This window comes from Clostridium sp. (assembly GCF_036643715.1).
Classification (GTDB): Bacteria; Bacillota; Clostridia; order Clostridiales; family Clostridiaceae; genus Clostridium.
In genome coordinates this window covers 1-11,602 of sequence record NZ_JAVXRL010000023.1, presented here as the reverse complement: position 1 = coordinate 11,602, position 11,602 = coordinate 1, and the positions used below count along the sequence as shown (strand labels likewise).

14 protein-coding genes are annotated in these 11,602 nt (G+C 27.3%); 8 read left to right on the top strand and 6 right to left on the bottom strand.

Going from position 1 to position 11,602, the window contains the following annotated elements:
• Window positions 1–272: 272 nt before the first annotated feature.
• Together RSF37_RS08305 and RSF37_RS08300 are read left to right on the top strand one after the other, a co-directional pair.
• Window positions 273–1,571 (top strand): aminotransferase class V-fold PLP-dependent enzyme, encoded by a 1,299-nt coding sequence (locus tag RSF37_RS08305; protein WP_332563941.1) that lies wholly within the window; start codon window positions 273–275, stop codon window positions 1,569–1,571.
• Between the two features lie 21 nt (window positions 1,572–1,592).
• Window positions 1,593–1,859: a hypothetical protein gene (locus tag RSF37_RS08300; RefSeq protein ID WP_332563940.1), complete on the top strand. Its 267-nt coding sequence runs from the start codon at window positions 1,593–1,595 to the stop codon at window positions 1,857–1,859.
• A 41-nt stretch (window positions 1,860–1,900) separates the two neighbouring features.
• On the opposite strand, the gene RSF37_RS08295 is transcribed toward RSF37_RS08300, so the two are convergent.
• Window positions 1,901–3,118 carry a 6-phosphofructokinase gene (locus RSF37_RS08295; protein WP_332563939.1) on the bottom strand — a complete coding sequence of 406 codons (1,218 nt, stop codon included), beginning with the start codon at window positions 3,116–3,118 and terminating at the stop codon, window positions 1,901–1,903.
• Between the two features lie 197 nt (window positions 3,119–3,315).
• On the opposite strand from RSF37_RS08295, the gene RSF37_RS08290 reads away from it, so the two are divergent.
• Both RSF37_RS08290 and RSF37_RS08285 read left to right on the top strand, forming a co-directional pair.
• A complete protein-coding gene (locus tag RSF37_RS08290; protein ID WP_332563938.1) occupies window positions 3,316–3,861 on the top strand; it encodes a manganese efflux pump MntP in 546 nt (181 codons plus the stop codon).
• A gap of 78 nt (window positions 3,862–3,939) precedes the next feature.
• Window positions 3,940–4,359: a Fur family transcriptional regulator gene (locus RSF37_RS08285; RefSeq protein ID WP_332563937.1), complete on the top strand. Its 420-nt coding sequence runs from the start codon at window positions 3,940–3,942 to the stop codon at window positions 4,357–4,359.
• A gap of 15 nt (window positions 4,360–4,374) precedes the next feature.
• Here RSF37_RS08285 and RSF37_RS08280 read toward each other — a convergent pair whose 3' ends face one another.
• From RSF37_RS08280 to RSF37_RS08270, 3 genes are all read right to left on the bottom strand, one after another.
• Complete coding sequence (locus RSF37_RS08280; protein WP_332563936.1) at window positions 4,375–5,166, bottom strand: metal ABC transporter permease; 792 nt, start codon at window positions 5,164–5,166, stop codon at window positions 4,375–4,377.
• Window positions 5,167–5,185: 19 nt separating this feature from the next.
• Window positions 5,186–5,860: a metal ABC transporter ATP-binding protein gene (locus tag RSF37_RS08275; protein WP_332563935.1), complete on the bottom strand. Its 675-nt coding sequence runs from the start codon at window positions 5,858–5,860 to the stop codon at window positions 5,186–5,188.
• Between the two features lie 66 nt (window positions 5,861–5,926).
• Window positions 5,927–6,307, bottom strand: a complete 381-nt coding sequence (locus RSF37_RS08270; protein ID WP_332563934.1) for a hypothetical protein — start codon at window positions 6,305–6,307, stop codon at window positions 5,927–5,929.
• Window positions 6,308–6,459: 152 nt separating this feature from the next.
• Between RSF37_RS08270 and RSF37_RS08265 the strand changes: the two genes are divergently transcribed.
• Together RSF37_RS08265 and pepF are read left to right on the top strand one after the other, a co-directional pair.
• A complete protein-coding gene (locus RSF37_RS08265) occupies window positions 6,460–6,864 on the top strand; it encodes a DUF6762 family protein (protein ID WP_332563933.1) in 405 nt (134 codons plus the stop codon).
• A 68-nt stretch (window positions 6,865–6,932) separates the two neighbouring features.
• The gene (pepF, locus tag RSF37_RS08260; protein ID WP_332563932.1) at window positions 6,933–8,729 is read left to right on the top strand and encodes an oligoendopeptidase F; all 1,797 of its coding nucleotides are present in this window, start codon (window positions 6,933–6,935) and stop codon (window positions 8,727–8,729) included.
• 49 nt (window positions 8,730–8,778) lie between these two features.
• Here the strand turns inward: pepF and RSF37_RS08255 are convergent, their stop codons facing one another.
• Window positions 8,779–9,225 (bottom strand): hypothetical protein, encoded by a 447-nt coding sequence (locus tag RSF37_RS08255; RefSeq protein WP_332563931.1) that lies wholly within the window; start codon window positions 9,223–9,225, stop codon window positions 8,779–8,781.
• A gap of 323 nt (window positions 9,226–9,548) precedes the next feature.
• Between RSF37_RS08255 and RSF37_RS08250 the strand changes: the two genes are divergently transcribed.
• The gene (locus RSF37_RS08250) at window positions 9,549–10,520 is read left to right on the top strand and encodes a rhomboid family intramembrane serine protease (protein ID WP_332563930.1); all 972 of its coding nucleotides are present in this window, start codon (window positions 9,549–9,551) and stop codon (window positions 10,518–10,520) included.
• 24 nt (window positions 10,521–10,544) lie between these two features.
• Window positions 10,545–11,147, top strand: coding sequence for a hypothetical protein (locus RSF37_RS08245; RefSeq protein ID WP_332563929.1), 603 nt, complete (start codon window positions 10,545–10,547; stop codon window positions 11,145–11,147).
• 32 nt (window positions 11,148–11,179) lie between these two features.
• Here RSF37_RS08245 and RSF37_RS08240 read toward each other — a convergent pair.
• Window positions 11,180–11,602: hypothetical protein (locus RSF37_RS08240; RefSeq protein WP_332563928.1), on the bottom strand; the 423-nt coding region annotated here is incomplete at its 5' end.

The window sequence follows — 11,602 nt, the reverse complement described above, 5'->3', positions numbered from 1 at the left end:
CATTTTCAATATTTATAATAGGAGTTAGACCATAATTAAGTTTTGAGAATGGAGTTTCTATTTCAAATGTGTCAAAAATAAGGTCATCATTTGTATAAGGCATATATTTTTTATCTGGTTTCATTTTTTACCTCCAAAGAATACTATATATTAAATATATGAAGCATAAATAGTCTTGTTACTTCTATAAATATTCATAAAGAGATTAGGGTAGAACAATAAACAGAGAACATTAATAAAGGGTATGAGTATTATATAGTGGAGGGATATAAATGGAGATAAAGAAGAATGTTTTAAGAGGTAAACTCTTAGGTATAGAAAGTAAAATAACTTTAAAAAATGGAAAAAAAGTTCGTGGTATAAACTTTGATAATGCAGCAACAACACCTCCATTAAAAAGTGTAGTAGAATATATAGAATTTTTAAGTGAATACTATGCATCAATTGGAAGGGGAGCTGGCCAGAAGGCAACTTTCACAACAAATATGTATAATAGCTGTAGAGAATATTTACTTGATTATTTTGGAGTAAAAGATAAGAATGAATATACTGCTATATTCGTAAATAATACAACTGATGGAATAAATAAAATAGCGGATACCCTTCTTTGTAATAATGAAATTGTATTATCAACAAGGATGGAACATCATTCAAATGATCTCCCATGGAGAAAAAATGCTGTAGTTGATTATGTTGATATAGATGGAAATGGAAGACTCGATTATAATTCATTAGAAGAAAAGCTAAATATGTATAATGGAAGAATAAAGTTTTTATCAGTGACAGGAGCATCTAATGTAACTGGATATATGAATGATATTCATAAAATAAGTAAACTAGTTCATAAATATGGTGGAAAGATAATAGTGGATGGAGCACAACTTGTGCCGCACAGGAAATTCGAAATTGGAACTGGTGATGAGAAAATAGATTTTCTAGTATTTTCAGGTCATAAATTTTATGCTCCTTTTGGAAGTGGAGCGATAATTTGTAAAAAAGATGAATTTAATAAAGTAGCTCCTGATAAACAAGGAGGTGGAACCGTTGAATTAGTTAAGGATTCCGAAATAGTATATTTAGATACACCAGAGAAAAATGAAGCTGGAACACCTAATTTTTTTGGCGTAGTTTCAATGGTAGAAGCCCTTAAGGAACTTGATAAAATAGGATTTGACAATTTGTTTGCAAGAGAAGAAATGCTATTTGATATTTTAAATAATGGATTAATTAGTATACCTAACGTTGTTTGTTATGGAGACACAAAAAATAGAAAAGATAGGCTAGGTATAGATGTATTTAATATAAATGGTATATACCATAAGGATGTAGCAAAACTTCTAGCTGATAACAGAGGAATAGCAGTAAGGCACGGATGGTTTTGTGCCCATCCATATTGTAGAAGGCTTATGAATTTAAGTGAATATGATACAGAACGATATTTAAAAGTTAATGGAGCTAAAATGTATGGGATGGTTAGAGTAAGTATTGCACCTTATAATACTAGAGAGGAAGTATATTGTCTTTTAAATGAAATTGAGGATATAAGTAAAAAGTATGGTGTGAAGGCTTAACAATTTAAAAGGAAGTTAAATGTGAAAAGGTGTATTTATTGTAATAGAGAAATAAGTTTAAAATATTTATTAAAGAAAGAAAATTTAGATAAAATTAATTGTCCTTATTGTACAAAGGAGCTTAAAGTTACTAAAATGTCTAAATTATTATTTATTTCACTATTAGTATTAGTAACTACATTAATGGTGATATTTCCTTTAAAGATTAGTCCAAAAGTTTTATTAAGTATTATTTGGATTTTAGTATGTGGATATATATTAAGACCAATTATTTATTTGTATGAATAAAAGCACAGCGAAACTTGCTGTGCTTTCTTTTTTGGTCATATTTATTTATTGAAAACTTTGTACTTTGGAAGAGTTTCTTCAAAGCATAAAGTCGGAGTTCCTTCAAATAGTGGTAGGAAATATTCAAGTGCTTCCTCAGTTAAGTTATTTCCTTTTTCATTTATCCATTCAGTTGGAAGGTATTTTACCTTATTTGCTATTTCTGCTGCTTCAATTGGGAAGAATGATGTTTTATATGGTGCATTTGAATCTCTTTTTATAGCAACCATATAACCGTTCATATCTTTTTGTGCATACTTAAGCGCCTCATATCCAGCGAGGAATGCTTCTTCTATATCTATTTTTGAAGCACAGTGCATAGCACATCTTTGTAATACTCCAAGTTCTAATGCTTTAACTCTTGTAGTAATACCAGCTGATAATATAAGTCCTCTTAAATATTCACCAACACCACCTAACTGGGCATGTCCAAATGAATCACCAGAAACACAGTTAAGTTCAGTTAGAAAATCTCCATTAGCATTTTTAAGACCTTCTGAAGCAACTATGTAAACTTGATTTTGTTCTTTAAATTTTGCTCTTACATCCATTAAAAATTGTTCCTTATCAAATTCTATTTCAGGAACATATATAAAGTCAGCTACTTGCTTACCATCAATTTTAGCAGTACATGCTGATGCTGCAAGCCATCCTGTATCTCTTCCCATTGTTTCAATTATGAATATTCCATTATTACTATAAACAGATGAATCAAGGTAAGTTTCTAAAACAGCAGTTGAAATGAACTTTGCAGCACTACCGAATCCAGGTGTATGGTCTGTGTGCATTAAATCATTATCAATTGTTTTAGGAATACCTATGAATTTAATATTTAATCCATTTTCTTTTGAATATCTTGAAAGCTTAGCTGTTGTATCCATTGAGTCATTTCCACCAACGTAGAAAAATGTGTCTATATCTAATTCTTTTAATATACTTAAAAGCTTGTCATATTCTTCTGTTGATTGTTCAAGTGGTTTTAATTTATATCTACAAGAACCAAGTCCTGAAGATGGGGTATATGTAAATGTATTTAACTCCTCAGAAGTTTTTGAAGACAATTCTATGATCTTTCCGTTTAGGATTCCTTCAACTCCGTTTAAACCTCCATAAACCTTATCATATAGTTTTAATTCTTCGTTCGCTTTAACTAAACCAACAACACTAGAATTAATGACTGAAGTTGGTCCTCCTGATTGGGCAATAATACAATTTGACATAAATACGCTCCTTTATATAAGAAAATTTATTATATGTGATATACTATTTAAAGTTATAACATACTCTGTTTAATACTATACAATAAAAATGATATAAAATAAAGTATTTTCATAAAAAAATTAAAAACTAGAATAAATTTTAAGTAAACATACTAATAATAAAACATATGAAAAATAATTAATATAGGGAGAAAATAATGAGTGTTATATCGGTAATAATATTAGGGATAGCATTAGCTATGGATGCTTTGGGAGTTACTTTAAGTATTGGAGTACAGAGAGGAGTTAAAAATAAAGATAAGTATGCATACATTTTTTCATTTGGATTTTTTCAATTTTTATTTATATTTATAGGTGGTTTTGTAGGGAGTATGCTAAATACGGTTATAGATATACCAACATTTGTAGGAGGAATTGTTGTCTTTGGAGTTGGAGGGATAATGATATTTGATGCAATTAAAAAAGAAGAAGAATCAATACTTCTAAAAAAGGGTATGAGTATATTTTTAGGTATATCAGTTAGTATTGATGCACTAGTAATTGGTTTTACATTAATGAATACAGTTTCATTACTTGTACTTTTTTTATATTCTGTACTAGTTGGATTAATAACATTTGTGATATGCTATACAGCTATTGTGCTATGCAAATATATTAGACGTATAGAATTTATAGAAAGATATGCTAATTATTTTGGAGGAACTATATTAATAATTATGGCAATAAAAATGATTTTCTTCTAAATGTATTTAAAACTTTTAGTATAAGTGATAAAATTATAGTATAATAATTCTTTAAATTTATAGGGTGGGATAATTAATATGGACGTTCTAAATATATTAAAGGATAAGGGAATAAAAATAACTAAGGCTAGATTAGAAATTCTAACAATATTAAAAGAAAGTAAAGAAAGTATAAGTGCAGATAAAATATTCGATATTTGTAGAGAAGAAAACATAAATATTAATTTAAGCACTGTATACAGAACTTTAGAAGCTTTCTTAGAAAAAAATATAGTAGATAAATTTATATTAGAAGATGGTGTAGCTATATATAGACCTCATAAAGTAAATCATAAGCATTTATTAGAATGCGACATATGTCATAAAGAGGTCGAACTCGCTTGTCCAATGATTCAAATAGAAGAAATAATAAGTAGGCAAACAGGATTCACGCTTACAGAACATAACTTACAAATGAAGGGTGTATGTGATAAGTGTAAAAAAACATCTCAAAAATAAATTTGAGATGTTTTTTTATTTGAAGAATTTTTTAAAAATAATTACTGTAAGTAAAGTTATTACAGACATAATTGCGATAGTTCCACCAGGGGCACTATCCATATAGTAAGATGCTACAAGTCCGAACATAATATCAATAAATCCAAATAATATTGAGAAAACAAGAGTTTTGTTAAAATTCTTGTTAAGCTGAATAGCAGTTGCAACTGGAACTACTATTATTGAAGATATAACTAATATCCCCATAATTCTTATTGACATTGATATTGTTGCACCTATTAACATAGTAAATATATAATTTATTAATTTAACACGAATACCAGTAGTTTTAGCACCTTCTTCATCAAAGGTAACATATACAAGCTTATTAAATATAAGAGCTAATACTATTAAACATACAATTCCTGTTATTAATATAAGCATAATATCTTGTTTAGTTACTGTAAGGATACTACCAAATAAAAATGAGTTAACATTTGCAGAGGCTTTTCCACTACTTATTAAAATAATTGCAATACCAAGACTTAAAGTCAGAACAATTGACATTACAAGCTCTGCATAGCGCTTATAATAATCTCGTAAAAACTCTATAACAAGAGCACAAACAGTTGTAAATAAAAATGCAGTAATTAAAGGATTAACTCCTATAACTAACCCAATAGCAACTCCTGCAAAGGAAGAGTGGGAGAGTGTGTCTCCAATCATTGAGTATCTTCTAAGTACTAAAAATAAGCCGATAAAGGGACATAGAATCGATATAATTCCACCAGCGATAAAGGCGTTTCTCATAAAGTCTAATTCAAACATAAAGTAAAAAACCTTTCTATTATAAATTTAATATTTTCTTATCTCTTAATGAAGTATGCTTTATATACTCATTCTTTGTATAAAGAGTTGGAGTACCAGATATTACTTCAATTATGTGGGTTGAATAGTTTAAAGCCAATGAAACATTATGTTCTACTGATATTATTGTTTTACCATTTTCAACATTAAGCCTATGAAGCAATGAGTATACAGATAGCTGACTTTTAGAATCAACCCCAGTAGATGGCTCATCTAGTATAATAAGTTCGGGATTTCCCATAAGAGCTCTTGCTATAAAGACTCTTTGTTGTTGTCCTCCAGATAAGTTTCCTATTAATGTATTTATAAAGTTTAACATATTTACTTTTTCTAAAGCTTTATTAATTTCATTTTTATTTTTTACCCCTATTGATTTACCATGAGTTTTTAAAATCTCATATACTGAAATAGGGAATTGAGAATTAAAACTTTCAATCTTTTGTGGTACATATGCAATTCCATTAGCTTTTACATCTATAGTACCAGATGTAGGTTTTAAAAGTCCTAGTATAAGTTTTACAAGGGTAGTTTTACAACTTCCATTTTCACCAACTACAGACACATAAGCACCTTTAGGTATATCTAAACTCACATTATCAATTAAATAAGGTGGTTTGTTAGTATATGAAAATGTAAGATTTGTTATATTAATCAAAGAATCATCTCCTAAAAATAGTTACCCTTTATTATACACTTTTATGCAAATGATTTGCAAGATTAATTAATTCAAAGTATATAGATTTTCTAATTTCCAGGAGTTGTTATTTTTTTTTAGGTGGCACTCAATTTTTTTTGATTCATGAGGCTTCTCTTTTGAAAGACCAGAAGCTTCAACAACAGCTGTAGCACCATCAGAAAACTTAAGTTCCATATTTTGTACTCTTAAAAGAGCTTCATCTATGTTAGAAGTCATATAATACTCAACAGCAGATGAAATATCTTGACATTTTTTATAAGCGATAACTTCTTTAGTTAAAAAGCCACCAACGGTAATTAGAACACAAAAAACAACTAAAGCTATTCGTCTACGTTTTCTTTGTTTAATTTTAAACCTTTCAAGCCTTGTAATTCTACCTCTTCTTTTAACACGTTTATTATCCATTTTAATATCACCCCTAAAACTATTATAATAAAATATTACCATATTTTACCATAAAGTAAAGAATATTATAATTAATATTTCATAAAATAGTAGGTATAGTTTATAATAAGAACAAATGAACAATATTATTAGAGAGAAAAGAGGAATAAATTATGGATTTTTCAAGTTTAGTATTAATGGAAAAAGATAAAGAAACAGGATTTATAACAAAGGAGCTTGGAAGCTTTAGTGTTAATGACGGAGCTTTACATGTAAGAAAGTTTTTTGTAGATGGAGATACAGTAAGTTTATACTTTGATACAAACAAAGATGTAAGCGAATGGGAATATTCAGCAATATATGATTTATTCAATGTAAAAGCATTTGAAGAAAAGGGTTATGAAGTAATAGAAGAATTAGAAGAATATAACCCAACATATATAATAAAATTTAAATATGATGATGATCATAATAGAATGCAAGAAAATGTAACTACAATAGTAGATCTTATTGAAAGTGAAATGGAGACTGTATTTAAAAACATAGAAGGTAAAGAAGAAGAATATAAAGAAGATTAAAATTTCCTTAAAGGCATAGAATAATAAAGAATTAAGTTTATTATAAGTTTGAAAAGGAGGAGAAATTTATGGAAAAAACTACTTTAAAAAATAGAGAAGATATAAAAGTAGAAGATAAGTGGAATATTGAGAAGATATATAGTTCAAAAGAAGACTTTGAAAGAGATTTTGAACTTTTAAAAAATGAATCACCAAAGCTTAAGGAATTTGAAGGTAAGTTAAATGAACCAAAAAATATTTTAGCATACATAAAGTATTCAGAGAAAATGAATAGACTTGCAGAGAAGCTTTATGTGTATTCTCATTTAAAAAGTGATGAAGATACTGCAAATAATGAAAATCAAGCTAGAATGAGTAAAATTGATAGTTATATGGCAGACTTCTCAAGTTATTCAGCTTATTTTGTACCGGAAATATTAGCGTTAGGTGAAGAATATATACTAAAGGCTATAAGTGATGTACCAGATCTTAAAGAGTATGAATTTTTATTTAAAGATATTTTAAAAGAGAAAGATCATGTGCTTACAAAAGAGATGGAAGAACTATTATCACAAGTATCTGATTGTTTAGATGCACCAGATGCTATTCATAATATGCTATCTAATGCAGACATGAAATTTAAAAAGATAAAAGATGAAACTGGGAATGAAGTTGAACTTACAGAAGGTAATTATTCAAGATTTATAAAGTCTAAAAATAGAGAAGTAAGAAAGGAAGCTTTCAAAACTTTATTTTCAGAATATAAGGATCTTAAAAATACATTTGGTACAACTTTAAGCGCTTCAATTAAAAATTTTATTTTTTCAGCTAAAGTTAGAAAATATAAAAGTGCACTTGAAGCATCATTAAAGCCAAATGATATCGATGTTAAAGTATATAAAGAAGCCATAAATACAGTTGATGATAATTTAAAGTCTCTTCATAGATATGTATCATTAAAGAAGAAAATGTTAGGTCTTCAAAAAATGCATATGTACGACTTATATGTTCCTGTAATTGAAATAGAAAAAGAACATATAGAGTTTGAAGATGGAGTGAATATAGCTTTAGAAGGTCTTAAGCCTTTAGGTAATGAATATTTAGACATCTTTAAAGAAGGAATAAGTAGTGGTTGGATTGATAAGTACCAAAATAAAGGTAAAAAAGGAGGGGCTTATTCTTGGGGATGTTATGATACAATGCCATATGTTCTTTTAAATTATAATTATGATTTAAATGATGTATCAACATTAGTACATGAAATGGGTCACTCAATACACTCATATTATTCTAGAAAGACTCAAAATTATTTTTATTCTGGATATACTTTATTCTGTGCAGAAGTAGCCTCAACAACCAATGAAGCTCTTTTAATTCATCATTTGATTAATAATGAGAAGGATAAAAAGAAGAAGTTATATCTTATAAATCAAGAATTAGAACAAATAAGAACAACTGTATTTAGACAACTTATGTTTGCAGAATTTGAATTATTTACTCATGAGAGCATTGAAAGTGGAATACCACTTACTGCTTTAGAGTATTCAAATAAATGGCATGAACTAAATGTCAAATATTTTGGACCGGATATCGTAGTTGATGAAGAGATTGATATAGAATGGGCAAGAATACCACATTTCTATTCAGACTTTTATGTCTACCAATATGCAACAGGATATGCAGCAGCATCAGCCTTTGCAAGTTCAATATTAAATGATGAGAAGGATGCAGTTTCAAAGTATATTACATTCTTAAAGAGTGGTGGAAGTGATTATCCTATAAATATACTTAAAAAAGCTGGTGTTGATATGACAACATCCAAACCATTAGAAGCAACTATTAATAGATTTAATGAATTAATGGATATGTTAGAAGAAAACTTATAATAAAATGCAAAAAAGTACTTAATCATATATGATTAAGTACTTTTTATTATTAGCAAGTTTCTATTTTATTACCTTTTTTATTTAAATCTCTAATCCATTTTTCAGCGATAGCTTCTTCATGTTTCTTAAAGTGTTCATATTTTTTAACTTCTTTTAAAGAACGTTTTAATTTTATATCTAATTCTCGTTCATCTAAATCACTACTACTATATGCTGAGTATATTTCTCTTAAAGCACGCATAGCAGCTCTCTTATCTTTTTCACCTTTAAGGTTTTCTAAAAGTTTTTTAAGTTCTTTTTTCTTAGATGAAATTTTAGGGTCTAAATCTTCATTTGCAATTGCAAGTAAAACTTCTAATCTATCTTTTATATGTGTTAAAGTTACATCTTCAAAAATATCTTCTATACCAAATTCCTTCAAGAACTTCTTAAAGTCCTTAATGTTATCTTCACCAGATATTATTTTTTCGATTTCAATTTCAGTAAATTCGCTCATAATTAAATCCTCCAATATTTTATTAAATATAAGATAAGAAATAAAAATTTAAACCTTAATTTAAAGCTTTAGTTCGTATCTTAAGTTCTTAATATTATTGTACTACTATAGTTTTTTTGTAATGTGATTGAAATCATATCAAAAATTAATGATATATTAATTATGTAACTTTATTTCGAATATAAAAAATAAAACAATTTTTTTTTGATAGATTATATATTTTGTAAATTAAATTAGTATATAATATAAGTCTAATTGCTTGGAGATTTTTAATAGTTAAACTTTAAGTAAAAGTAATAAATGAAAGAGAAAGGTTTATAAACATGAGAGGTTTTGAGAATAATGTTTTTAATTTTCTAACAAAGACTCAAGGGTTTTACATAAGTCAATATTTTAGTAAATTTAATGATGGTGAAAAGTGGATTGCTATTAAGGATTTAGACGATTGTATATACGCTGTAATAATATGTGAAGATACAAATGAAGATATTAATTTAAAAGAAAGCTTTGAATACTTAGCATCACTTGGAAAAAAGTTTATACTAAATAGTATTATATTAGTTAAGGGAGATTATATTAGAAGTGGCAACTTAAATTATAAATTAATATATAACATAAATACTAAAGAAATACTTTATTGCGATAGAAGTACAGAACCACTTAAAGCTTGTTTAGAAGTGATAGATAAAGAAAATGAAAGAGAAAGATCTAAAAATTTATTTAAACAAAGTCCAGTGACAATGACGCTGATTTTAATAAATGTTATTATATTTTTATTAACTGCAATAGCATCAAAAAATATTATTGATATTAATGGGTTAGTTTTAGTTAAGTATGGTGCAAAGGTTAACTATCTTATTAATGAAGGCGAGATATGGAGACTAGTAACATGTAGCTTCTTACATGGTGGATTGATGCATATAGTATTTAATATGTACTCTCTATTTGTTGTAGGATCAGTAGTTGAAAAAATATTTGGAGTAAAAAAATATCTTTCAATTTATTTTGTATCAGCTATTACATCAAGTGCACTTAGTTATTTTCTAGCACCAGATACTATATCAGTTGGAGCGTCAGGAGCTATTTTTGGGGTTCTTGGAGCATTCTTATTATTTGCACTTAAAGAGAAAGAACATCTTCAAAAAGGGGTTATAGGAAATGTTGTAGCTGTTATAGCATTAAACCTTTATATTGGGATTACATCATCAAATATTGATAACTTAGGTCATATTGGAGGATTTGTTGGCGGGTTTTTATTAGCTACACTATTATATCGAGGGAATTATAATAAATAATTATTTTAGGGGGAATGAAAAATTATGAAATTAACTTATGATAAGATTGTAACTTATACATTCTTAATTTTAATTGCAATTACTACAGTTTGGGATATTGCATATAGGGGTGGAGAGAAGATACCGAGAATAATATTAATACTTGGTACGCTTTTAGTACTTGATGTGCTTTTTAAAAGAAGTTTTTTAAGAAAATCAAAAATGACATATGTGGCTATAGTAATATTTATATTCTTTTCAATGTACTTAGCAAATGTACTTAACTTTTATGGAATTGAAGGATATGATAAAATACTTCACTTAGCATCAGGATTTTTAATTGGATTTATAGGATTTGCTACGTATACTTATTTATTTGGTAGCAAAAAGAATACAGCTATTAAACCATGTGCAATGGTTATATTTACAATTATGTTTGCAATAGCTTGTGCAGGAGCCTGGGAAATTTGGGAATTTGCTACAGATCAGTTATTTGGATTAACTGCTCAAAATGGATTAGGTGACACTATGTATGATATAATTTGTGGAACTTTAGGTGGTATCTTTGTAACGATACCTATTTACAGATATTCTAAGGGAAATAAAAATAGAATTTTAGATAAGTTAGTTAATGAAATAATAGGTTAAATAAAAGGAGTAACAAGTTGATTGTTACTCCTTTAATACTTATATAAAAAATAGTTTGATAAAATTGTATCTAATGATTTTCTTTCAGCGATTTTCAAAGTATAGTCTTTAAATTTTAATATATCATTATTTTTGAAAATTTTATTATAATGAGATATTTCATTTTTACATAGCTTATCTTCAAAAGTTAAATAAAATTCTTTTATTGATTTTAATGAAAGGGACTCATTAATGTGAATATTTGAATATTTATCTACAAATTTATAAAATTCAATAATACCTTTTTCATTTAAAATACTACTTGAAATAGTAAATAAATCAGAACCTCTTTCCATTAAGAAAAATTTATAACTGTTTAATATAGAATCTTTATTAATAGATGCTGTATCATTAGTTAGTTCTTTAATTGAATTAATCATTTTTATAGCAGAAAAATCTTTATCTTTAACTTCAGC

Excerpts from the sequence above, each read along its gene's own strand:
- RSF37_RS08305 (WP_332563941.1), top strand. The coding sequence starts at position 273 with ATGGAGATAAAGAAGAATGTTTTAAGAGGTAAACTCTTAGGTATAGAA.
- RSF37_RS08295 (WP_332563939.1), bottom strand. The coding sequence starts at position 3,118 with ATGTCAAATTGTATTATTGCCCAATCAGGAGGACCAACTTCAGTCATT.
- RSF37_RS08290 (WP_332563938.1), top strand. The coding sequence starts at position 3,316 with ATGAGTGTTATATCGGTAATAATATTAGGGATAGCATTAGCTATGGAT.
- RSF37_RS08285 (WP_332563937.1), top strand. The coding sequence starts at position 3,940 with ATGGACGTTCTAAATATATTAAAGGATAAGGGAATAAAAATAACTAAG.
- RSF37_RS08280 (WP_332563936.1), bottom strand. The coding sequence starts at position 5,166 with ATGTTTGAATTAGACTTTATGAGAAACGCCTTTATCGCTGGTGGAATT.
- RSF37_RS08270 (WP_332563934.1), bottom strand. The coding sequence starts at position 6,307 with ATGGATAATAAACGTGTTAAAAGAAGAGGTAGAATTACAAGGCTTGAA.
- RSF37_RS08265 (WP_332563933.1), top strand. The coding sequence starts at position 6,460 with ATGGATTTTTCAAGTTTAGTATTAATGGAAAAAGATAAAGAAACAGGA.
- pepF (WP_332563932.1), top strand. The coding sequence starts at position 6,933 with ATGGAAAAAACTACTTTAAAAAATAGAGAAGATATAAAAGTAGAAGAT.
- RSF37_RS08255 (WP_332563931.1), bottom strand. The coding sequence starts at position 9,225 with ATGAGCGAATTTACTGAAATTGAAATCGAAAAAATAATATCTGGTGAA.
- RSF37_RS08250 (WP_332563930.1), top strand. The coding sequence starts at position 9,549 with ATGAGAGGTTTTGAGAATAATGTTTTTAATTTTCTAACAAAGACTCAA.
- RSF37_RS08245 (WP_332563929.1), top strand. The coding sequence starts at position 10,545 with ATGAAATTAACTTATGATAAGATTGTAACTTATACATTCTTAATTTTA.